Annotated in this window: 19 protein-coding genes and 1 other annotated feature; of the genes, 18 read left to right on the forward strand and 1 reads right to left on the reverse strand. The window is 42.0% G+C overall.

From position 1 onward, the window contains the following. The first annotated feature begins 22 nt into the window (after nucleotides 1–22). From mgtA to A5882_RS12145, 7 genes are all read left to right on the forward strand, one after another. Nucleotides 23–2,614, forward strand: a complete 2,592-nt coding sequence (gene mgtA, locus A5882_RS12110) for a magnesium-translocating P-type ATPase (RefSeq protein ID WP_005236382.1) — start codon at nucleotides 23–25, stop codon at nucleotides 2,612–2,614. Nucleotides 2,615–3,048: 434 nt separating this feature from the next. Then, entirely contained in the window at nucleotides 3,049–4,158 is a 1,110-nt protein-coding gene (pdhA, locus tag A5882_RS12120) for a pyruvate dehydrogenase (acetyl-transferring) E1 component subunit alpha (RefSeq protein WP_005231936.1), read from the forward strand. Nucleotides 4,159–4,160: 2 nt separating this feature from the next. Beyond that, complete coding sequence (locus A5882_RS12125; RefSeq protein WP_005230047.1) at nucleotides 4,161–5,138, forward strand: alpha-ketoacid dehydrogenase subunit beta; 978 nt, start codon at nucleotides 4,161–4,163, stop codon at nucleotides 5,136–5,138. Between the two features lie 25 nt (nucleotides 5,139–5,163). After that, nucleotides 5,164–6,810 carry a dihydrolipoyllysine-residue acetyltransferase gene (locus tag A5882_RS12130; protein WP_005236379.1) on the forward strand — a complete coding sequence of 549 codons (1,647 nt, stop codon included), beginning with the start codon at nucleotides 5,164–5,166 and terminating at the stop codon, nucleotides 6,808–6,810. Nucleotides 6,811–6,817: 7 nt separating this feature from the next. Then, nucleotides 6,818–8,224, forward strand: coding sequence for a dihydrolipoyl dehydrogenase (gene lpdA, locus A5882_RS12135; RefSeq protein ID WP_005230052.1), 1,407 nt, complete (start codon nucleotides 6,818–6,820; stop codon nucleotides 8,222–8,224). A gap of 110 nt (nucleotides 8,225–8,334) precedes the next feature. Next, nucleotides 8,335–8,588 (forward strand) — a binding site (T-box leader). A gap of 50 nt (nucleotides 8,589–8,638) precedes the next feature. Then, nucleotides 8,639–9,910, forward strand: a complete 1,272-nt coding sequence (locus A5882_RS12140) for an O-acetylhomoserine aminocarboxypropyltransferase/cysteine synthase family protein (RefSeq protein ID WP_086372834.1) — start codon at nucleotides 8,639–8,641, stop codon at nucleotides 9,908–9,910. A 162-nt stretch (nucleotides 9,911–10,072) separates the two neighbouring features. Continuing rightward, nucleotides 10,073–11,272, forward strand: coding sequence for an MFS transporter (locus A5882_RS12145; RefSeq protein WP_086372835.1), 1,200 nt, complete (start codon nucleotides 10,073–10,075; stop codon nucleotides 11,270–11,272). A gap of 72 nt (nucleotides 11,273–11,344) precedes the next feature. Here A5882_RS12145 and A5882_RS12150 read toward each other — a convergent pair whose 3' ends face one another. Further along, nucleotides 11,345–11,869: a type 1 glutamine amidotransferase domain-containing protein gene (locus A5882_RS12150; protein ID WP_086372836.1), complete on the reverse strand. Its 525-nt coding sequence runs from the start codon at nucleotides 11,867–11,869 to the stop codon at nucleotides 11,345–11,347. 188 nt (nucleotides 11,870–12,057) lie between these two features. On the opposite strand from A5882_RS12150, the gene A5882_RS12155 reads away from it, so the two are divergent. From A5882_RS12155 to A5882_RS12210, 11 genes are all read left to right on the forward strand, one after another. Beyond that, nucleotides 12,058–12,963 carry a hypothetical protein gene (locus tag A5882_RS12155; protein WP_086372837.1) on the forward strand — a complete coding sequence of 302 codons (906 nt, stop codon included), beginning with the start codon at nucleotides 12,058–12,060 and terminating at the stop codon, nucleotides 12,961–12,963. A gap of 207 nt (nucleotides 12,964–13,170) precedes the next feature. Further along, nucleotides 13,171–13,443 carry a UPF0223 family protein gene (locus A5882_RS12160; protein ID WP_008381425.1) on the forward strand — a complete coding sequence of 91 codons (273 nt, stop codon included), beginning with the start codon at nucleotides 13,171–13,173 and terminating at the stop codon, nucleotides 13,441–13,443. A gap of 8 nt (nucleotides 13,444–13,451) precedes the next feature. Continuing rightward, nucleotides 13,452–14,219 carry an inositol monophosphatase family protein gene (locus A5882_RS12165; protein WP_086372838.1) on the forward strand — a complete coding sequence of 256 codons (768 nt, stop codon included), beginning with the start codon at nucleotides 13,452–13,454 and terminating at the stop codon, nucleotides 14,217–14,219. Between the two features lie 130 nt (nucleotides 14,220–14,349). Beyond that, a complete protein-coding gene (gene typA / locus A5882_RS12175; RefSeq protein ID WP_005236363.1) occupies nucleotides 14,350–16,179 on the forward strand; it encodes a translational GTPase TypA in 1,830 nt (609 codons plus the stop codon). Nucleotides 16,180–16,423: 244 nt separating this feature from the next. Next, nucleotides 16,424–17,791, forward strand: a complete 1,368-nt coding sequence (gene rlmD, locus A5882_RS12180; RefSeq protein ID WP_008381419.1) for a 23S rRNA (uracil(1939)-C(5))-methyltransferase RlmD — start codon at nucleotides 16,424–16,426, stop codon at nucleotides 17,789–17,791. 423 nt (nucleotides 17,792–18,214) lie between these two features. Next, nucleotides 18,215–19,876, forward strand: a complete 1,662-nt coding sequence (locus A5882_RS12185) for a phosphoenolpyruvate carboxykinase (ATP) (protein WP_086372839.1) — start codon at nucleotides 18,215–18,217, stop codon at nucleotides 19,874–19,876. 74 nt (nucleotides 19,877–19,950) lie between these two features. Beyond that, the gene (locus A5882_RS12190; RefSeq protein ID WP_008381416.1) at nucleotides 19,951–20,379 is read left to right on the forward strand and encodes a VOC family protein; all 429 of its coding nucleotides are present in this window, start codon (nucleotides 19,951–19,953) and stop codon (nucleotides 20,377–20,379) included. A gap of 331 nt (nucleotides 20,380–20,710) precedes the next feature. Next, entirely contained in the window at nucleotides 20,711–21,541 is an 831-nt protein-coding gene (locus A5882_RS12195; RefSeq protein WP_086317325.1) for a prenyltransferase, read from the forward strand. A 107-nt stretch (nucleotides 21,542–21,648) separates the two neighbouring features. Further along, nucleotides 21,649–22,341, forward strand: a complete 693-nt coding sequence (locus tag A5882_RS12200; RefSeq protein WP_061054029.1) for a response regulator transcription factor — start codon at nucleotides 21,649–21,651, stop codon at nucleotides 22,339–22,341. After that, the gene (locus A5882_RS12205; protein WP_061054030.1) at nucleotides 22,334–23,317 is read left to right on the forward strand and encodes a sensor histidine kinase; all 984 of its coding nucleotides are present in this window, start codon (nucleotides 22,334–22,336) and stop codon (nucleotides 23,315–23,317) included. Before A5882_RS12200 ends, A5882_RS12205 begins: the two co-directional genes overlap by 8 nt. Before the next feature lie 93 nt (nucleotides 23,318–23,410). Continuing rightward, on the forward strand, nucleotides 23,411–24,169 hold the full coding sequence (locus A5882_RS12210; RefSeq protein ID WP_005236354.1) for an ABC transporter ATP-binding protein: 759 nt from the start codon (nucleotides 23,411–23,413) through the stop codon (nucleotides 24,167–24,169). Nucleotide 24,170 lies beyond the last annotated feature (1 nt).

Below are 24,170 nucleotides of genomic sequence, written 5' to 3' on the forward strand. Positions count from 1 at the left end.
TAAGTGCTAGGAGGAAAAAAAGATGTTAAAAAAACTATCGAAAGATCAAGAACTAAAATTACTGGCAAAATTGACCGAAAGAGAACTGCTGATGGAAATGCGGACATCCTTCCAAGGGTTATCGGAAGAAGATGCTGCAGAACGTTTGGCAGAGTATGGTCCAAACAAAGTAGATGCGCAAAAACCAACACCTGCTTGGTTGATGATCCTAGGTGCTTTCAAAGATCCTTTTGTGTTAGTTTTGGCATTATTAATGGTTATTTCTTTTGTAACAGGCGATATTGAAGCAGTGATCGTGATGGGAATCATGATTTTAGCCAGTGTCATGATTACTTTCGTCCAAGAATACCGTTCCCAAAAAGCAAGCTTAGCGTTAAAAGAACTTATTGAAAATACTTGTTCCGTCACTCGAGATGGAATCACGAGAGAAATTCCAATGGATGAAGTCGTTCCAGGAGACATCGTCACCTTAGCAACCGGCGATATGATTCCTGCGGATGCGATCTTGATTTGGACCAAAGATTTATTTATCAATCAATCTTCATTAACAGGCGAATCAATGCCAGTTGAAAAATTTGTCGATGCTGGGATCAAAGAAAGCGATGAACAAATTTCTGCACTAGATATGCAAGATCTTGTTTTCATGGGTACCGATGTCTTAAGTGGTCAAGGAAAAGCCATTATTTTGAAAACCGGTCAAAGTACTTTCTTCGGTGATATTGCCAAAAATGCGACGACGAAACGGGGTAAAACAACCTTTGAAGATGGCTTAACAAAAGTCAGCAAGCTATTGTTGCGAATGGTCATGGTTCTTTTCCCAATCGTTTTACTGATCAATGGTTTGACCAAGGGTGATTGGGGCGAAGCGTTGTTCTTCGCGATTGCAGTAGCAGTTGGTTTGACGCCAGAAATGCTACCAATGATCGTCACCAGTAACTTAGCCAAAGGGGCGATCTCTTTATCAAAAGAAAAAGTGATCGTCAAAGAATTGCCTTCGATTCAAAACTTAGGCGCAATGGATGTACTATGTACCGATAAAACGGGTACGATCACCGAAGATCGTGTTGTACTGGTACAGCATTTAAACCCATTTGGCGTAGAAGATAAACAAGTCCTTGATATGACGTATTTAAATTCTTACTATCAAACAGGGTGGAAAAACCTGATGGATATTGCTGTCTTAAACTACTATGAAGAAGAAGGCTTGGCAGCGCCATTTAACGATGTGACAAAAATCGATGAGATTCCGTTTGACTTCTCACGTCGCCGCTTGACGGTTGTTGTCAATGCAGATGGTCATCAACTGATGGTCACTAAAGGTGCCGCCGAGGAAATGGAACAAGTCTGCAAGTACGTAGAAGTTGATGGCAAAGTGATGGAATTGACTCCTCAATTGAGAAAACAATTGCGTCAAGTGAATTTGCGCTTGAATAAACAAGGAATGCGCGTGTTGACTGTTGCTGTAAAACGAGATGCCCACGCAGATGCCGTTTATTCTGTAGAAGATGAACAAGATATGATCATGATTGGCTTTATGGGCTTCTTAGATCCAGCAAAAGAAACAGCAAAAACAGCGATTGCTTCTTTACACGGTCATGGCATCAATGTCAAAGTGTTAACGGGAGATAATGCGATCGTTGCGCAAAAAGTTTGTCGAGATGTTGGTATTGATGCAGATGAATACTTGTTAGGAACCGATATAGATCATCTGTCAGATGAAGAGTTAGCAGAGAAAGCTGCAAAAACTAATCTGTTTGCAAAATTAAATCCAATGCAAAAATCCCGAATCATTGAAACCATTCAAGCGGCAGGCCATACGGTCGGCTTTATGGGAGATGGCATCAACGACGCGCCTGCTTTACGTACAGCAGATGTTGGTATCTCGGTTGATACCGCAGCAGATATCACCAAAGATGCCAGCTCGATCATTTTATTAGAAAAAAGTTTGAATGTCCTTGATAAAGGGGTCATCGAAGGCCGCAAAGTATTTACCAATATGATGAAGTACATCAAAATGACGTTGAGTTCGAATTTCGGGAATGTGTTCTCGATCTTAGTTGCTAGTGCCTTTTTACCTTTCTTACCAATGTTGTCCATTCAACTGTTGGTTCAAAACTTGGTGTACGATATGGCCCAATTGACGATCCCATGGGACAACGTAGATAAAGAAGAGTTAGAAAAACCAGTTAAATGGCAAGTGGGTGGACTATTGAAGTTTACCGTCGGCATTGGACCTGTCAGCAGCATCTTCGATATTTTGACTTTCTTTATGATGTGGCATGTCTTTAGTGCAAATACCATCCAAGAGCAAGCCTTGTTCCAAGCAGGATGGTTTATGATTGGCTTGACGACACAAACCTTAGTCGTTCACATGATCAGAACGAGAAAATTACCATTTATCAAAAGTATCGCATCACCTGCAGTTTTGATTTCAAGTGTTCTAGCGATTGCAGTTGGCTTCTTGGTCATCTTGACGCCATTGCATACCGTCTTTGATTTTGCAGCACTGCCATCAAGTTACTGGCCATGGTATGTCGGTATCAATCTAGCTTATTTAGTAACAGTTGAGTTTGCGAAACGCATTTACATTCATGTCACGAGAGAATGGATTTAAAAAAACAGGTCGGCGTTCTTCCTAACAGGGGGAGAATCGCCGATCTGTTTCTTTTTATCCGTTCTCTGTATTATTTTTTTCTCATATTAAGAAATTTCTCTTTGATTCAAGTCGAATCCTTCACAAGTGATAAAAGGAGGTTAATGATAAATCTGTTTAGCGGAATGGTGGATGCTGTACTATTCTTAAATAAAAAAAAGAATCTGAAAAGAAAAAATTGAAGAAAGCGATTGCTTTAATGTGATTAATTTCACTAATGTTTTCTTAAGAGTTGCTACAGTGGGAATTCTTTTATTAAAAAAAATACCCTTTTCACTTGTCATTTTCGAAGTTAAATGATAATTTATAAGAGTAAATGAAATTTCGATAGTACAGATTTAAACCCTGTTACATACGAAAGTGAATTTTTATATCAGAGAGGAAAGTGTGTCAAGATGGCAAAAAAACAAAAAGCACTTGATTTCCAAGCGATTTTGGAGCAAGTCAATGCGGATTTTCCAACTTACCAAGCTTTGGACAAAGACGGGAAAATTGTAAATCAAGAGTTAGTACCAGATTTAAGTGACGACGAATTAGTTGAATTGATGACTCGTATGGTATGGTCTCGTGTATTAGACCAACGCTCAACTGCGTTAAACCGTCAAGGTCGTCTAGGTTTCTTCGCGCCAACTGCTGGACAAGAAGCAAGCCAATTAGCAAGTCAATTTGCTTTTGAAAAAGAAGACGTTTTATTACCTGGTTACCGTGATGTACCACAATTGATCCAACACGGTCTGCCATTGAAAGAAGCTTTCTTATGGTCACGTGGCCACGTTGCTGGGAACCTTTATCCAGAAGATTTAAAAGCATTGCCACCACAAATCATTATTGGTGCACAATACGTCCAAGCAGCCGGCGTTGCTTTAGGATTGAAAAAACGCAACAAGAAAAATGTTGTATTCACTTATACAGGTGATGGCGGTTCTTCACAAGGGGACTTCTATGAAGCAATCAACTTTGCAGGGGCTTACCATGCAAACGCTGTATTCTATATCCAAAACAATGGTTTTGCGATCTCTACACCTCGTGAAGTACAAAGTGCGGCACCAACATTGGCACAAAAAGCTGCAGCAGCTGGGATCCCTGGTATCCAAGTTGACGGTATGGATCCATTGGCAGTGTACTATGTTTCTAAAGCAGCTCGTGAATGGGCAGCAAACGGCAACGGTCCTGTATTGATTGAAACCTTGACTTACCGTTACGGTCCACATACATTGTCTGGTGATGATCCAACCCGTTACCGTTCAAAAGACATGGACAGCGAATGGCAACAAAAAGATCCATTGGTACGTTTCCGTACTTACCTAACTGAAAAAGGACTTTGGTCTGAAGAAAAAGAAGAACAAGTCATTGAACAAACAAAAGAAGAAATCAAAGCAGCGATCGCTGAAGCGGACCGCGTGCCAAAACAAAAAGTTTCAGATTTCTTGAAAAACATGTTTGAAGTACAACCACAAAACATTAAAGAACAAATTGCAACTTACGAAGCGAAGGAGTCGAAATAGTCATGGCACAAAAAACAATGATTCAAGCAATTACAGATGCCTTAGCTGTTGAAATGGAAAATGACAAAGAGATTTTAGTCTTTGGTGAAGATGTCGGTAAAAACGGCGGGGTTTTCCGTGCAACAGAAGGTTTACAAGAAAAATTCGGCGAAGATCGTGTCTTCGATACCCCTCTTGCTGAATCTGGTATCGGCGGCTTGGCTTTCGGTTTAGCATTAGAAGGTTTCCGTCCAGTTCCAGAAATCCAATTCTTTGGTTTCGTATTTGAAACATTTGACGAAATCGTTGGTCAAATGGCGCGTACTCGTTACCGTATGGGTGGTACACGTAATTTACCAATCACTATTCGTTCACCATTTGGTGGCGGTGTGCACACACCAGAATTGCACTCAGATAACTTGGAAGGATTGATCGCTCAATCACCTGGTATCCGTGTCGTTATTCCATCAAACCCATATGATGCAAAAGGATTATTGATTGCTTCTATCCGCAGCAATGACCCAGTTGTTTTCTTAGAGCACATGAAACTTTACCGTTCATTCCGTGAAGAAGTGCCAGAAGAAGCATACGAAGTTCCTTTAGACAAAGCAGCAGTAACTCGTGAAGGTTCTGATGTTTCAATCATCACTTATGGTGCAATGGTTCGTGAAGCAATCAAAGCTGCTGACAACTTAGCGAAAGAAAACATCAACGCTGAAATTATCGACTTGCGTACAGTTGCTCCTCTTGATGTTGAAACGATCATCAAATCAGTTGAAAAAACTGGTCGTGTGGTTGTCGTTCAAGAAGCACAAAAACAAGCAGGTGTTGGCGCTCAAGTCGTTTCTGAAATTTCTGAACGTGCGGTTCTATCACTAGAAGCTCCAATCGGACGCGTGTCTGCACCAGATACGATCTTCCCATTCGGTCAAGCTGAAAACATTTGGTTGCCAAATGCAAAAGACATCGAAGACAAAGTGAAAGAAATCGTGAACTTTTAATAGTTGAAGAAGGGAAGAATAGAAAATGGCATTTCAATTTAAATTACCGGATATCGGTGAAGGAATTGCAGAAGGCGAAATCGTAAAATGGTTCGTCAAAGCAGGGGATACCATCAATGAAGATGATACCTTACTAGAAGTTCAAAATGATAAATCAGTGGAAGAAATTCCATCTCCAGTAACAGGAACAGTGAAAAACATCGTTGTCCCTGAAGGTACAGTCGCAAACGTTGGAGATGTCCTTGTTGAGATCGATGCACCAGGACATGAAGACAACGAAGGCGATGCAGGTGTAGCAGCAGAGTCTCAAACACCAGCAAAACCAGCAGCAGAACCTACAACGGAAACGGCTGAAGCATCAGCTGGTTCTTCTGAAGGCGCAGGCGTTTTCCAATTCAAATTACCGGATATCGGTGAAGGAATTGCAGAAGGCGAAATCGTAAAATGGTTCGTTAAAGCAGGAGATACCATCAATGAAGACGATACGTTGCTTGAAGTTCAAAACGACAAATCAGTCGAAGAAATCCCATCTCCAGTAACAGGAACAGTGAAAAACATCGTTGTTGCTGAAGGAACAGTTGCAAATGTTGGTGATGTTTTAGTTGAAATCGACGCACCTGGTCACAACAGTGCGCCTGCTTCATCAAGCGCACCTGCAGAAGCACCAAAAGAAAAAGTGGAAACTTCTGGTTCAGCAAGTGTTGTTGAAGCAGCAGATCCTAACAAACGTGTCTTGGCTATGCCTTCTGTCCGTCAATTCGCTCGCGAAAAAGATGTGGATATTTCCCAAGTATCAGCAACAGGTAAAGGCGGACGTGTAACAAAAGAAGACATCGAAAACTTCCTATCAGGTGGCGGACAAGCTGCAAAAGCTGAAACTCAAGCTCCTGCGAAAGAAGAAACAAAAGCTGCAGCAACTGAAAGCAAACCAGCAGCTCCAGCAAAAGCCTTCAAATCAAACTTAGGTGATTTAGAAGAACGTGTTGCCTTAACACCTACACGTAAAGCAATCGCTAAAGCGATGGTAAACAGCAAACAAACAGCACCTCATGTAACCTTGCATGATGAAGTTGAAGTAACAAACCTTTGGGATAACCGTAAGAAATTCAAAGAAGTTGCTGCTGCAAACGGCACAAAACTTACTTTCTTACCATATGTTGTGAAAGCATTGACTGCAACAGTGAAAAAATTCCCTATCTTGAATGCGTCGATCGATGATGCAAAACAAGAGATTGTATACAAAAACTATTACAACATCGGTATCGCAACAGATACTGACCATGGGTTGTATGTACCAAACGTAAAAGATGCAGATCGTAAAGGCATGTTTGCTATCGCTGATGAAATCAACGAAAAAGCAAAACTTGCTCATGACGGCAAATTGGCTGCAGATGATATGCGTAATGGTACCATCACAATCAGTAACATCGGTTCAGTTGGTGGCGGCTGGTTCACTCCAGTAATCAACTACCCTGAAGTAGCTATTTTGGGTGTAGGTACAATCGCGCAACAACCAATCGTAAACGCTGAAGGCGAAATCGTTGTCGGACGTGTGATGAAACTTTCATTAAGCTTCGACCACCGTATCGTTGATGGCGCAACAGCGCAACAAGCAATGAATAATATCAAACGTCTATTAGCTGATCCAGAGCTATTAATGATGGAAGGATGATTAACAAATGGTAGTTGGAGATTTTGCTGTTGAATTAGATACAGTTGTAATCGGTGCGGGACCTGGCGGCTATGTAGCTGCCATCCGCGCTGCTGAAATGGGACAAAAAGTAGCAATCATTGAAAGAGAATACATCGGCGGCGTTTGTTTGAACGTTGGTTGTATCCCTTCAAAAGCCTTGATCGCTGCAGGTCATCATTATCAAGAATCTTTGGATTCAACAATGTTTGGTGTAACAAGTGAAAATGTTTCCCTTGATTTTACCAAAACACAAGAATGGAAAGACAACAAAGTCGTTAAAACGTTAACTTCAGGTGTTGGTTTCCTATTGAAAAAACACAAAGTAGAAACGATTGAAGGAGAAGCTTTCTTCGTTGATGATCACACATTGCGTGTCATCCACCCAGATTCAGCACAAACATACTCTTTCAACAATGCAATCATCGCAACAGGTTCTCGCCCAATTGAAATCCCTGGTTTCAAATTCGGCGGACGTGTTCTTGATTCAACTGGCGGATTGGCATTAAAAGAAGTTCCTAAAAAATTCGTTGTTATCGGTGGCGGTGTCATCGGTTCTGAACTAGGTGCAGCTTATGCAAACCTAGGGGCAGAAGTAACGATCCTTGAAGGCTCTCCTCAAATCTTGCCAACCTATGAAAAAGACATGGTCAAATTGGTTGAAGAAGACTTTGCGAAAAAAGGTGTAACAGTCGTTACGAACGCAATGGCGAAAGAAGCAATTGACAATGGCGATAGCGTAACTGTCAAATATGCCGTAGATGGTAAAGAAGAATCAGTTACTGCTGATTACGTGATGGTTACTGTTGGTCGTCGTCCAAATACTGATGACATGGGCTTAGAACAAGCAGGTGTTGAAGTAGGCGAACGCGGATTGATCACGGTTGACAAACAAGGCCGTACCAACGTATCAAACATCTACGCAATTGGTGATATTGTACCTGGTGCTGCATTAGCACATAAAGCCAGCTACGAAGCAAAAATCGCTGCTGAAGCAATCTCTGGTAAAAAAGTTGCCGTTGATTACAAAGCAATGCCAGCAGTTGCCTTTACTGATCCAGAATTGGCTTCTGTCGGTATGACGATCAAAGATGCCAAAGATGCTGGAATTGAAGCAAAAGCATTCAAATTCCCATTCTCAGGTAACGGTCGTGCGTTATCTCTAGGAAAAACTGAAGGATTCATCCGCTTAGTAACAACGGTTGAAGACAATGTGATCATCGGTGCGCAAATTGCTGGTCTAGGAGCAAGCGATATGGTTTCAGAACTTGCTCTTGCTATTGAATCTGGCATGAACGCAGAAGATATCGCGTTAACGATCCATCCACATCCATCTCTAGGTGAGATCACAATGGATGCTGCTGAGTTAGCTCTAGGATTACCAATCCACATTTAAGCTTTGTGAAACTCGTTCATCATTTGGTGAACGAGTTTTTTTATCACCAGAAATAAAGCGATCCTATGCTATTGACAGAATCTTCTGGAAATGATACGATGATCTTAATATTTCAACCGTTGATGAGGAAAGTAAATTGATTTGGCAAGCCTAGAGAGTCTTCGTAAGGTGCAAGAAGAACTTGTAGGATCAATCGAAAATGGCCTCTAAGGTGATCTTCTGAACTTGTACGAAAGATAAGGAGATCCGGGTGCGCCCGCTATCGCGTCAGAGTATAACGACGTTTATTTGTCGCGTACTTGCTGAGAAGCATGCTGGAAAGTCTGCTTGAATAAAGGTGGTAACACGTAAACACGTCCTTTGATATCTCGATATCAGAGGGCTTTTTTATTTGCATTATTAAGGAGGAATAGTATGACAGAAAGATTTGAGACGATTCAATTACACGGAGGACAAATACCAGATCCTACCACAGGAAGTCGCGCCGTACCCATTTATCAAACCACATCCTATGTGTTTGATGATGCTGACCAAGCGGCAGCGAGATTTAGTCTTAGTGAGAGCGGCAATATCTATACCCGTATTACCAATCCGACGACCGCGGTTCTAGAAGAGCGATTAGCCCTATTAGAAGGTGGTATCGGTGCGTTAGCTACGGCTTCTGGCTCAGCGGCGATCACCTATGCAATTTTAAATCTCGCGCAAGCAGGAGATCATATCGTTTCTGCTGCTTCAATTTATGGCGGTACCTATAATTTGTTCGCCCATACATTGCCAGATTTTGGCATCACCACAAGCTTTGTCGATAGTGAAGATCTACCAGCACTAAAAGCAGCCATCCAAGAAAATACCAAAGCAGTTTTTCTAGAGTCTTTAGGCAATCCAGATATTGATATTGCCGACTTTAAAAAGATTGCAGCGATTGCTCATGAAGCCGGGATTCCCCTCATCATTGACAACACCTTTGCGACTCCCTATCTGTTTCGAGGGTTTGAGCACGGGGCGGACATCATCGTTTATTCCACGACAAAATACCTCGGTGGTCACGGGGCTGCTTTAGGAGGGGCTATTATTGATAGTGGCAACTTTGATTGGACAAACGGCAAATTTCCCAAGCTGGTCGATCCCGATCATAGTTACCATGGAATCTCATGGGTAGAAGCCGCTGGTAACGCTGCCTATATCACTCGGGCCCGAACGATTCTTTTACGGGATACAGGTGCTGCGATTTCTCCCTTCAATTCATGGGTGTTGCTTTTAGGCATCGAGACCCTCTCGTTGCGGATGGAACGTCATGTAGAAAATGCGCAACAAGTTGCTGAATTTTTAGCCAAGCACCCGGAAGTTTCTTGGGTTCATTTCCCAACTCTGCCGGACAGTCCTTATTTTAAGCGGGCGCAGGAGTATTTCCCCAAAGGGACCAGTTCGGTCTTTTCCTTCGGATTAAAGGGTGGGGCAGAAGCAAGCAAAACCTTTTGTGGCGCAACTAAGCTCTTCTCGCTACTGGCGAACGTTGGCGATGCAAAGTCCTTGATCATCCATCCAGCTTCGACGACCCATTCTCAGCTTAGCGTAGAAGAACTTGCAGCAGCCAAAATTCGTCCAGAGACGATTCGCTTATCCATTGGATTGGAAAACATCGACGATCTATTGGAAGATCTCACGCAAGCCTTCCAACAGCTCTAAATAGTTGAAGCAGTAGGAAAAGCGCAGGATACTATGCTGCGCTTTTTTATTGTGGGTTAGTGTTTCAAATAAAACTGCGGTTTCTGTTGATAGAAGGATAGTAAATCCATCGGTTCTATGCTATATTTAGTTGCTAAGGAATATGGATAAGGTGGGGGATGTATGCGTAATCATGCAAGTGACAAGAGGATTCGGTTTTACTACACAAGTTTGCAATTTCTTTATTGGATGATGTTTTGCTCAATCTATGGCTTTGCGACACTCTTTTTGATTTATTTCAAGGTCGATCCAGCAAAAATTGGCGGTATTTTAGCCCTAGTCAATATTGCGTCTACGATTTTGCAGCCCTTCATCAGTCAAGTCATTATCAAAAAAAGCAAAGTACCACTGATCGTTGTCTTGAAAACGATGACAATCGGCGTGGTCGCGGTGCTCTTAGCAGGTGTGATGGTCCCTGGATTATCAATACTGACCTATGTTTTAGGAGGGATTTTGCTCGTTTCCATGCAGTCCTTTCTCAACGCCTTGGCGTTTGAATACACGAATAGCGGCAACAAAATCAATTTTGGCTTTTCGCGTGCCGGTGGGTCACTAGGATTTGCGGGTACCTCCTTTTTACTGGGGCAGCTCTTAGAGGAGTTTTCGGCAGCCCTTTTGCCAATGATCGCTATCGGGCAAGCCGTTTTGTTTCTCATTATTTTGCTTTTGCTGCCAGCGATCAAGAAGCCAGAAATGCCCGTGATGCATACAGAACAAAGTCATTCAGGTGCCTTTTTGAAAAAATATCCTTTTTTACTCTTTCTCTTTGTCGGGTTTAGCTTTCTCTTCAGCTTCCACACGATGATCAACAGTTTTTTGGCACAAATTTTTGCCGATATTGGCGGTGGCAGTAAGGAAGTTGGCATCGCCCTGATGATTGCGGCGTTATGCGAATTGCCAGGCATGATTTTCTTTGAACAGTTAGTGAGGATACGGTCTAGCCGTTTTTGGCTGTTGCTGTCCAGTGTTGCCTTTGCCATTCGTGGGGTGCTGATGCTGTTGATCAGCTCCATCATTCTGATGGAAATGAGCCATTTGATGCAAGGGGGTAGTTTTGCCTTGTTTATTCCTGCTTCTGCTTATTTGTTCAACCATAGTTTGGCAGATGAAGACCGAGTTTTTGGACAAACGATCATCATTATCGCTACCACGATCGGTGGCGTGATCGGCAACCTTTTAGGGGGGATGCTAATCCAAGGCTTCGGTGTCTGGGAAATGCTTTTGATTGGGACTGGGTTTGCCGTTTTGGGTGCTGCATTGACCTTTATCGGTGTGAAAAAAATCCCTAAAAGCAACAAAAAATTAGCGATCATAAGCGAATGATCGATAGGTAGAAAAAAGAGTTGCGGCCGTATTTCCTTCGGTCGCAACTCTTTTGAATCTAATCAATGGGTACTATTTCTTTTCTAAAACAGCAATAAATTCCCGCATATAGTCTGGTAGATCTGGGGGACGGCGGCTGGAAACGATATGTCCATCCGTAACCACAGGTGTATCGACCCATGTGGCTCCAGCATTTGTCATATCATCTTTGATGCCTGGCGTACTGGTGACTGTCTTGCCTTGCAGGATATTCGCAGAAATCAAGACCCAGCCTGCATGACAGATTTGACCAATGATTTTTTGGTCTTTGTCCATCGTTTGCACGAAAGAGATGACCTCTGGGAAACGCCGTAATTTATCAGGCGCCCAACCACCCGGAACTAAGATCGCATCGTAGTCATCGGCGTGAATATCAGAAAAAGCATAGGCTGATTCCGCGGGTACACCGTATTTGCCAATATACGTTTTATGCGCTTCTTCACCGACTAAATTGACTTGTGCGCCTTCTTCCCGTAACCGATGGACCGGATACCAAAGTTCTAAATCTTCGAAATCATTGTCGACTAAGGCAATGATTTTTTTGTTTTCTAAACGCAAGAGAATTCCTCCTTTTTCTTGTTATTCTTACTGTAACATCATGCCAAGGGAAACACCAAAAGTATGCTTCCTGAAAAATGCCAAGAAGCTATTCTGAGAATGGTCGTTCAGAGAAATGATATTGATGTAAGCGTTGTATTCATTAGGGGAGTAAGCGATAATAAAAGAAAGCCAAAGGAGGCGAAGATATGGAAGCATTCGAAAAAGCACGAAAATTTATTTACAAAAACGCGCGCCCTTTAGACCTTGCTCGTTGGCAGTACCATTTTGAAAATGGATCTCGCGAGGCTGTATTACAGGCGTTACAAGTCTACCAAAATGAAGATGGTGGTTATGGGCATGGTTTGGAACCTGATTATTGGAATCCCAATAGTACACCGATTGCAGTGTGGGAGGCATGTCGAATTTTACGAGAGCTTGAATGCCTTCATTCGTCAAATCCACAAGTCCAAGGGATTCTAAGGTATTTAGCTAGTGGAAAAGAATTTTCTGAAGGGAAATGGCTCAACCAAGTGCCGTCAACGGTATCCTATCCGCATGCGATTTGGTGGGAGAGTCCTGTGGGCGTGCCAGCAGACAACCCAACGATCAGTCTAGCTGGTACGATCTTAAGAACAGGGGAAACGACCCTCTATCAAAAAGCACAAGAAATCGCCGAAACAGCAGTTGCAAGTTTTCTTAAGGAGCCAACCAGTGAAATGCACACATTAGTCGTCTATCTAGAATTATTACAAGACTGTGAAGAAATCCAGTATCAGCCTGTTTTAGCAAATGAACGCTTTCGCGAGATCTTATTCTGGCAAATTCGCCATGCAGTCTCAAACGAGCCAGAAGAGTGGTTCACATCTTATGTCAGCAAACCTTCAAATTTTTTCTTTACAAGAGAGCAGCTGCTTGGGATTTTTAGTGAAGAAATATGTAAAAAAGAAGCCGAAGAAATTTTAGAACACCAACAAGCAGACGGATCATTTGTCATTCCATGGCAATGGGGAACAGATTACCCAGAGTTTTTCATTAGTAAACAGTGGTGGAAATCAATTGCTATCATTAAAAATTTTTTGTTTTTGCGGGCTTTTCTAGACGAACCTTTTTGAAATCGGTCATCTTTTAATCAGCGATCTCGTTGAAAGAACAAAGGAATTTCCTTCTTATTTGAGATTCATGGAGTTCAGCTTCTAGAAATCCAAATAGTTTGTAAACCAGAGGTACATTCATTGCCAGAATGTACCTTTTTTGCAGCGGAGGCTCTGACCTATTTTCAATTTTGTGGTACACTGAATAAGATGAATAGGAGTGGTAATATGCGGGATTATCAATATCCTCTGGACTTAGATTGGTCGACGGATGAAATGGTCGTCGTCATGAAGATGTGGGAACGGTTAGAACAAGCCTATGAAAAAGGCCTTCCTAGCAGCACGTTTCTTGAGGCGTATCAAGCCTTTAAGAAAGTCGTTCCCAGCATTGGCGAGGAACGCCGTTTAGGTAGAGAATTTGAAGAACTATCAGGCTATTCGTTATACCATGCCGTGCAGGCAGCGAAAAAGACTGAGGGAAAACTAAAAATGAAAGGGTAGATCAACGAATGCATGAAATCGTTAATGAAGTTCGCCAGTGGATGATCGCTGCAGGCGAAAGGATCAAAGGCAATTTAAATAAAGAAGACTTGGTGGTCGAGACAAAATCAGGACGGAAAGACTTAGTGACAGAATTGGATAAAGCCACGCAAGATTTTCTGATTGGTAAGATCCAATCCTATGATCCGGATGCCAAAATTTTAGGTGAAGAAAACGGACTGGACACACTTGCCGACATGAGTGGACGGGTCTTCATCATTGATCCGATCGATGGAACCATGAATTTCGTGTTGGAAAAAGAAAACTTTTGTATCATGATCGCGATCTACGAAGAGGGCAAAGGGCGCTTTGGTTTTGTCTATAATGTCATGAAAGATGAATTCTTATGGGGGGGTCCAGAGATTGGTGTTTATAACAATGGCAAGAAGATCGAACCGCCGAAAGATATTGCCTTATTCGAGGGTCTCGTTGGCTTGAATTCACCCATGTTGATCCATAACCGCCACCACGAAACTGAAGTCAGTGACAAAGCATTAGGCATTCGTATGACTGGATGTGCTGGGGTAGAGTTGATCGCCCTCGCTAAAGGACAAAGAGCAGGCTATCTTTCTCATCTTGCGCCATGGGATTATGCGCCAGGGGGCGTTTTGTTAGAAACCCTTGGATTAAAAATGGCAAACATCAAAGGAGAGCCACTATCCCTGAATGGACGGGAATTGTTTGTCGGCGGTACACCGAAAGCTTTCGAAGAATTATTGGCGATCGTTAATCAATAAGAAAAAAACCAGATATTTTATTAATATCTGGTTTTTTCTGTAAAAATGAAAACTTTGCACTATATTTCAGAAAGAAATTCTGGTATAATGGCTTGTCGAGTGCAATGTCACCAAAAAAGGAGTTTATAAATTGAATATTAGAAATGATATCCGCAACGTCGCTATTATTGCCCACGTTGACCACGGAAAAACTACATTAGTTGATGAATTATTGAAACAATCCCAAACGTTAGATAGCCATACCCAATTACAAGAACGGGCGATGGATTCAAATGCGATCGAAAAAGAACGTGGCATCACGATCTTAGCGAAAAATACAGCGGTTGAATACAACGGTACAAAAATCAATATCATGGATACCCCAGGACACGCGGACTTTGGTGGTGAAGTAGAGCGGATCATGAAAATGGTCGATGGTGTTGTTTTGGTTGTTGATGCTTATGAAGGAACGATGCCTCAAACACGTTTCGTATTGAAAAAAGCGTTGGAACAACACTTAGTGCCAATCGTAGTTGTCAACAAAATCGACAAACCATCTGCTCGTCCTGAGCATGTTGTCGATGAAGTCTTAGAACTATTTATCGAATTAGGTGCCGACGATGACCAATTGGACTTCCCAGTGATCTACGCTTCTGCGATCAACGGAACTTCAAGTGAATCAGATGATCCTGCTGATCAACAAAAAACGATGGCACCATTGTTTGATACGATCATCGAACATATTCCAGCGCCAATCGACAACAGCGATGAACCATTGCAATTCCAAGTATCATTGCTTGATTACAATGACTACGTTGGACGTATCGGTATTGGCCGTGTCTTCCGCGGATCAATCAAAGTCGGCGACCAAGTTGCATTGATGAAATTAAACGGAGAAGTTAAAAAGTTCCGTGTGACGAAACTTTTCGGTTTCTTCGGTTTGAAACGTTTAGAAATCCAAGAAGCCAAAGCCGGTGATTTGATTGCCGTTTCTGGGATGGAAGATATCTTCGTTGGTGAAACTGTTACACCAATCGATCATCAAGATTCATTACCTGTTTTACACATTGATGAACCAACTTTGCAAATGACCTTTATCGTGAACAATTCACCATTTGCGGGTCGCGAAGGGAAATTCGTAACCGCTCGTAAAATTGAAGAACGCTTAATGGCGCAATTGCAAACAGACGTTTCATTGCGTGTGGATCCAATCGGACCTGACTCATGGATCGTTTCTGGACGTGGCGAACTTCATTTGTCAATTTTGATCGAAAATATGCGTCGTGAAGGCTTTGAATTGCAAGTTTCTCGTCCAGAAGTTATCGAACGCGAAATCGATGGCGTGAAATGCGAACCATTTGAACGGGTGCAAATCGATACCCCAGAAGAATACATGGGATCAGTAATCGAATCATTGGGAATGCGTAAAGCAGAAATGCAAGATATGATCAATACAGGGAATGGACAAGTACGGATCATTTTCTTGGCACCAGCTCGTGGCTTGATCGGTTACACGACAGAATTCCTATCAATGACTCGCGGCTACGGCATCATGCACCACACTTTCGATCAATATTTACCAATGATCCAAGGACAAATTGGTGGCCGTCATCAAGGTGCACTTGTATCGATCGATACAGGAAAAGCAACAACATACTCGATCATGAGTATTGAAGAACGTGGAACGGTCTTCGTTGAACCAGGTACCGAAGTGTACGAAGGGATGATCATTGGTGAAAACTCTCGTGACAAAGACTTAACAGTCAATATCACGAAAGCAAAACAAATGACCAACGTCCGTTCTGCAAACAAAGACCAAACCTCAGTTATCAAGAAACCTCGTATTCTTTCTTTGGAAGAATCATTGGAATTCTTGAATGATGATGAATACTGTGAAGTGACGCCAGAAAGCATTCGTTTAAGAAAACAAATCTTGAACAAGAGCGAACGGGAAAAATCACAGAAAAAGAAAAATAACTGATAACTAAAACAGTGATCGAAAGTTTTAAACACTTCTGATCTGTTCGATTTTCCGAAGGATGGAAAAGGGATTGCTCCTGTGTTGCAGCGGCTCTTCGCCGCAGGACCCAGAAAAAGCAATCAGCCGATTTCCCTCCTTCGGTTCTTTTTTGCTCGAAGTCAAGTTGAACCGTTAGAATAAGCACCGCTTGCAATTTCGGCCATTCCTTTTTAAAATGAAGAAAGCAAGCACAAAGGAGAAATCTATGAAAAATTATCCTGTTAAAAAGAATCAGGAACTTGAAGTTGATATTTTGGATCTTTCCCATGAAGGAAATGGGATCGCCAAAGTCGATGGGTACTTATTATTTATTGAAAACACCCTGCCAAATGAACGTGCCTTAGTCAAAGTGTTGAAAGTCGGCAACAAATTTGGTTTTGCCAAAGTGATGAAATTGTTGCAAGCAAGTCCTGATCGGCAAGAATTGCCGAATGAAGCATTGTTGCGCACCGGTATCGCTCCATTGAGTCATTTGAGCTATGACAAACAATTAGCCTTCAAACAGCAGCAAGTAGAGAATGTTTTGGCTAAAATCGCCAAATTGCCTGAAATCACAGTCAATGCGCCAATCGGAATGGAAAAACCATTTGGTTACCGCAACAAAGCGCAAATCCCTGTGCAAAAAATCCATGGGGAATTAACGACTGGATTTTACCGCAAAAACAGCCATACTCTGGTACCGATCGAAGACTTTTATATTCAAGATCCAAACATCGATCAAGCAATCATCAAAGTCAGAGATATTTTGCAGCGGTTCAATGTCAAAGCCTACAATGAAGAAGCCCATGAAGGGTTCTTACGCCACATTGTCGTTCGTCGTGGGCATCACTCAGGTGAAATGATGGTCGTATTAGTGACACGTAAACCGAAATTCTTCAAAGGAGAAGAAATCGCGGAAGTGATCCACGAAGAGATTCCAGAAGTTGTTTCTGTCATTCAAAACATCAATGAAGAAAAAACCAATGTGATCATGGGGGAATTCGAGCGTGTGTTGTATGGCAAGTCATCGATCGATGATCAATTATTAGGTAAAACCTTCCAAATCTCAGCGAAATCTTTCTACCAAGTCAACACAGCGCAAACAGAAGTCTTGTATCAAACCGCCTTCGAGATGGCGCAACTGTCTGAAAATGATGTCGTTGTGGATGCTTATGCAGGAATCGGAACGATCGGGATTAGTTTGGCTGATCGCGTGAAAGAAGTGTTAGGGATGGAAGTCATTCCTGAAGCAGTGAACGATGCCAAAGCCAATGCCAAAAGAAATGGTGTCGAAAACGTGCATTACTTTATCGGTAAAGCCGAAAAAATCATGCCGCAATGGCTACGCGAAGGCATTCAACCGACAGTCGTCTTCGTTGATCCACCTCGCAAAGGTTTAGATGCTAGCTTTATCGAAACGACTGCTGCGGTTAAACCAGAGCGCATCGTTTACATTTCCTGCAATCCAGCAACCTTGGCTCGTGATCTCGCGTTGTTTGCGGAAGAAGGGTATGTGACAAAAGAAGTCCAACCTGTTGATTTGTTCCCACAAACGACCCATGTGGAGTGTGTCGTGTTGTTAGAACGTCGTTAAGAAACAGCAAGTTTTTTTCAGCAATTTTGATCTTGAATTCTTTTTATGGTAATTGTCATAAAATCTTACGATAGCAAAGTTATTAGAGAAAGCAAGTCAATTGAGAAATAAGCAACTAAAACCCATCTGTCTATCTAATTACGTCGATTGTGACGTTTAGAATGGATGAAATATAAAACCAGAAACTGGAACTGAAAGATACTCTTTCTGTGCCAGTTTTTTTGTTCTTTCTCACTATTGATGAGCGGGGAAAAAATCAATGCAAAAAGCAGTGAAGCTTCAAATATGCAGACATCCCAATCCTTTAACAAAATGGTTTATCGGCAATTTATAGTTAATGTGTATAAAAATATGGCGTGTGGTGATTAGAAAGTATTATAATAAACGTAGTGAATAGAAAATTTTTGTTAGGAGGGATTACACATGGCAACGATTCGTGCATTTTCACACAAAGAGATTACACCGCAGAATACGCATTTGTCGAGTTTTAAAGTGTTGATAGAGTCAGCTTTTTATGGGAACAATGTCACTTGGATTCATGATCTAGCCACGGCCTATCGCTTAGCAAAAGAATCTTCTGGCGCTATTCTTACGGATATGCCGGTCACACACACCAAGGAGTTAGGACTACCGGAGGATGCTAAAGTCATCGTGTTTAATGACGGAAAAGTTGTTGGACGGACAGCGGCAGCTCGACGCATCATCGGACATCCCGGGATTGATCGAAAATTGTATGAAGGGATTTTAAGAGATGCTTTATTTCAAGGGACACGTAAAAAATTCTATGGCGGTGAAGTTGTTGTAGGGTTAGACGAAGCGTTTATGGTCAAAGCACACCTGTTGCTACCAGAGTACTATGAAACCAATTTTTATTCTTATTTGTTGAATTTTCAAATGCTGACGAAATCATGGCAGGAAAGGTATCAACATTCCAAGAACTATCCAGAGACAGATATTTTCTTGTACGCTGATCCGGACTGGACACATCCTGATTTTCCTTATGGGCTGTCTCTCTTTGATCCTGAACACAATGTTGCGGCAGTCTTAGGCTTAAACTATTTTGGTGAATTGAAAAAAGCGACATTAACTTTGGCTTGGGCTACCGCGCATCGCAATGGCTTTGTGGCGTGTCATGGAGGAATGAAGCAATATCAGCTACCGAATCGAACATTTACGATAGCTGCTTTTGGTCTTTCAGGATCAGGAAAATCGACCATTACATTGGCAGAACATGATGGCAAATATGATATCAAGGTTCTGCATGACGATGCGTTTGTGATCAATCAAACAAATGGTGCGTCCACTGCTCTGGAGCCTTCTTATTTTGATAAAACGCAAGACTATCCATTAACCAACCCAAATGTCCGCTACTTTATCACCTGTCAAAATGTTGGGGTCACTTTAGACGAGGAAGGAAAAAAGGTCATCGTCACCCAAGATATTCGTAACGGGAATGGTCGAACCGTCAAATCACGGTATGTCACACCTAACCGGGTGGATCATTTAGATTCGCCGATCGATGCAGTATTTTGGATCATGAAAGATGACACGCTACCTCCTGTAGTAAAAATTGACGATCCGATTTTAGCCGCTGTTTTTGGTTTGACCTTAGCTACGAAGCGCACGACAGCTGAACATGTTGTCGAGACCACGGATATAGATAAACTGGTCATCGAGCCTTATGCCAATCCATTTAGAGTCTATCCTTTAAAAGAAGATTTTGCCCATTTCATGAACTTATTCAAAGAAAACCAAACGGCTTGTTATATTCTAAATACAGGCTTTTATAAAGACAAGAAGGTCACACCTGAAGTCACGCTGACATCGATTGAAAAAATTGTGGAAGGCGAGGCCAATTTTAAAAGGTTTGGTGAAATCACAGAAATGAGTTACCTGCCAGTAACAGGGTTCGAAGTCGATTTTCAAGATGCCTCCTATGTTGCTCATTTAAGAGAGCGGATGCAAGGACGGCTGGACTTTATTTTGGCTCAAGAAACAGAAAATGATGGCTATAATAAGTTGCCTAAAGAGGTAGCAAAGGCAATGGGAAATGTGATTTCTACATTAAATGAGCTTCCTGGCTAATCCCATTGAATCAAACTTCCGCAAGCGGCTTTTCTTCCTGAAACACTTATTTTGTTAGCCAGTAAGGAGCGATTATGAACATTCAGTTTCACCATATCCAAATCACAGTCAATGATGTAAAAAAAGCAGAAGGTTTTTATGATCAATTATTTGCACTATTAGGTTTCGACCTTCAGAAGAAATATTCTGGGTATTTAGAACATGCCGATATGGAAGTAGTAGAATATATAGGGGATTCATTTGATTTCGGTATTTGTTCCCCACGAAAAGAATGGAAGAAGGAGAAAATCGATTCAAGAAAACCTGGCTCGGTTCAGCACATGGCGTTTAAGGCGGAAAGCCGCGAAGTAGTAGATGCGATCTTTCCCAAAATAAAAGCCTTAGGGGTAAAGATCCTTCACGATCGACCAATGGAGTACAAAGAGCGCATCGCTCCTAACTACTATGCCTTATTCTTTGAAAGCCCAGAAGGCATTCGTTTTGAACTATTTCATTATGCCTGATTCCTTTAACTAGAAGAGTGTGGCATTAAATTATTGCGTGAGCGCGTTCTTATTAAGGTGATCTTTCATTAAGGGGCTAGCATAATCAGGCGAGTTTAGAGAGAAACTTTTTTAGAACCTGTCATCAGGAAAATCTGAACACTCTTGTTTTAAGTACGTCCATCCTGAAAAACTCGTTGGTTCCTAAAATTTATTTGGACAATTCGAATACAAAAATCTAACTCATGTGTTGAAAAACGTCGATTTTATCATTCTAGAAGCTGTTGCATTGTGGGTCAATAAGGGTTGTTGCGTTGATTGCAGGGCACTTAAGAAATGGAGGAGGAACAATATGGATCAGACGGTTCAGCAAGATATCGAAGCGATCATTTCCCGTCAATATGATCATGGCGCCGATTTATGGTCGACGCCAGACCATAAATTACTGAAAGGAGCACCCTTTACAACCTTAGAGTGTCCTCATTATTTGCTTGAACTTGGTATGTCGCCTGAGGAGAACTTATTAAAAGAGACCGCTGCATTGATCTTTCAAGGATGGAGAGAAGATGGCAGATTTAAAATTTCGCCATCAGGGGGGATTTATCCCTGTCATACAGCGCTGGCATTGCGAACGCTGTGTGCTCTTGGTTACGCAAGGGACCCGCGGCTGCAACAGACCTTTCACTATTTTCTTGCTACTCAGGAAACAGATGGCGGCTGGAAGTGCAATAAATACAGTTTTGGTCGCGGCCCGGAGACCCGCTATTCAACCCCGATGACGACGTTAACGGTCCTTGATGCCTTTCGATATACTCATGATCGTGAACAGATGGAAACACTTAATCAAGCAATCGAATGCTTGCTTGCTCATTGGGAGATTCGTCAGCCAATCAGTCCCTGTCATTACGGAATGGGCACATTGTTTATGCAGACAGAATACCCCTTTAGAGGGTACAATCTTTTTTATTATCTGTATGTCTTGTCTTTTTATCCTTCTGCCAGAAAAGACGCACGGTTTCTGGAGGCTTTGCAGCAGTTTGAATCGAAAGTTAAAAATGGCAATGTTATTGTAGAACGGGTTGTACCAAAACTGGGGAAACTGAATTTTTGTAAAAAAGGACAAATTAGTTCCTTCGCCACCCGACGGTACCAAGAAATCCTTGCTCACTTGGCAGAAGATTAAGGAAAAAACAGTCCTTTGGAATGTTCCTCCATCTAGACGATTCTTTTTCTTTTCTGGTACACTGTCTCTAAAGAACCGACCGAATAATCAACAGAGGGGAGAAAGACATGCAAAAAATCTATCTGGTTGAAGATGATGCGACGATCGTCTCTGTTTTAGCCGATTATTTGCAGCAGTGGGGATACGAATGCCATTCGGCCAAGAATTTTGCTGAACTCTTGCAAGAGTTTCACGACATCAAACCTGATCTCGTTCTTTTAGATATCTCCTTGCCTTATTACAATGGGTATCATTGGTGCCAAGAAATTCGCAAGGCGTCAGAAGTACCGATCATTTTTCTTTCGTCGATGGATCAGCAGATGAATCAAATCATGGCGATGAACATGGGGGCGGATGATTATTTAACAAAACCCTTTGATTTAGCCTTCGTTTTGGCAAAAATCCAAGCGTTGCTGCGGCGCAGCTATCAGTATAGCCACCAACAAGCGCTGACCTTTAACATAGGGCAAGTAACCTTTTATCCAACAGAAAATGTATTAAAAAATCAGGGGGAACAGTTGCCGCTTTCTCCAAATGAAGCTCGGATTCTTTCCTTGCTTTTGCAGCATCGAGGGAAGATCGTAGCCAAAGAGACCATCATTGAAATGCTCTGGAATAGTGAAGAGTTCATCGATAACAATACATTAGCCGTCAATATGACTCGTTTGCGAAAAAAATTGAGCCAGATCGAACTATCCGATTTGATCCAAACGGTAAAGAATAAAGGCTATTTGATAGAAAAGGAACACGCCTATGACTAATGTGAAAGAATATTTCGTGTTGTATGGAAAGTTTTATCTCGTTTACCTGCTATTTAGTGCGGGTCTACTAGGGTTATTCTTTCTTCACAGCCTTCCATTAGAACCCTTCATTGACTATGCGGTTTTTTCAGGGGTGATTTTAGGAGGTCTTTCCCTTTTTCATTATTTTCGTTACGCACAAAAAAGAAAGCAGCTACAGCATTTATTAAGAAAAGAACGTATGACGGAAGCGGCGTTGGCGTTCTTGCCGACCACTCGAAATCGGCTAGAAGACGAGTATCAAACGCTTCTTAGGCAGATGGCAAAAGAAAAAACTCTGTCTGAATACAAAGCGACCGTGAAAAATGAAGAAATTTATGAAGATTTCGGCTTGTGGCTTCATCAAATCAAAACGCCTCTAGCGGCGTTGGATCTTTTGGTTCAAAGCGATACCCTGTCACCGACGGAGGTCAAAGCGGAATTATTTAAGGTGAACGATTACTTGCAAATGATGTTGAATTATTTGCGACAAAATTTAGCGAATGATGATTTTGTCTTTGAGTCGATTGCTTTAGAGCCCCTTGTTCGTCAAACAATCAAAAAGTATGCCTTGTTTTTCTCGAAAAAGAATCTGCAACTGGATATGGCAGTGGATTTGACGGTGACATCTGATCGAAAGTGGCTCATTTTTATTTTTGAACAGGTTCTTTTCAACAGCTTGAAGTATACTGAAACCGGTGGCATTAATGTTTTCACTAAAGACAATGCCTTGGTGATTCAAGATAGCGGCCTTGGTATTCGTAAGGAAGACTTGCCGCGGGTTTTTGAGAAAGGATATACGGGACACAATGGTCGGTTTCAGCAACGAGCGAGCGGGCTAGGCTTATATATGAGTCAACAAGCGGCTGAAAAAATCGGCTGCCGTTTATCGATTGATTCTGAAGTAGGACAGGGAACTACCGTCACGCTTCATTTTCCCACCACAAATAGCGAGTAACCGCAAACTTTCAACACTGTAAGTTTGCGGTTTTTATTGTAAGTCGCTTTTTTCTGCTCGTCAGCTTATTCTAAATAGGAGGGAGGGAACAAGATGACACTTTTAAACATTCAACAAGTTAAAAAAATCTATCAAAGCCAACTGAATGGGCAACCCGTCGAAGCGTTGAAGAATATCACCTTTAAGGTAGAAGAAGGGGAATATGTAGCCATCATGGGGGAATCAGGTTCGGGGAAGAGTACGCTACTGAACTTGATGGCGACGTTAGACCAACCGACAGCGGGTGAGATGCAGCTGAATGGCATCGATTTGACCACCATCAAAGAAAAAGATGCAGCAAGTTTTCGACGGGATCACTTAGGCTTTGTCTTTCAAGACTTTAATTTATTGGACACTTTTACGGTAAAGGACAATATTTTATTGCCATTAGTTTTATCGAAAGTTTCCGTCAAACAAATGGAATTGCAGCTTCAGCCTATTGTACAAACTTTAGGGATCGCCGATTTATTGCAGCATTACCCGTATGAATTGTCTGGCGGACAAAAGCAACGAGTTGCCGTCGCACGAGCGATCATCACAAAACCAGAACTGCTATTAGCAGATGAGCCAACCGGAGCGCTGGATTCGAAAACCTCTGATCAACTACTGACATTATTTCAGCAGATCAATCAAAACGGACAGACGATCGTGATGGTCACCCACAGTTCGATCGCAGCCAGTCGCGCACAACGCGTCTTGTTTATCAAAGACGGGTATGTATTTCACCAGTTGTATCGAGGAGAACGGAGTGATACCGCTTTTCTAGAAGCAATCGCCGAAACAATGACTGCTGTTTTTGCGAAGGAGGAGTAAC

This window comes from Enterococcus sp. 4E1_DIV0656 (assembly GCF_002140695.1).
Classification (GTDB): Bacteria; Bacillota; Bacilli; order Lactobacillales; family Enterococcaceae; genus Enterococcus_D; species Enterococcus_D entomosocium.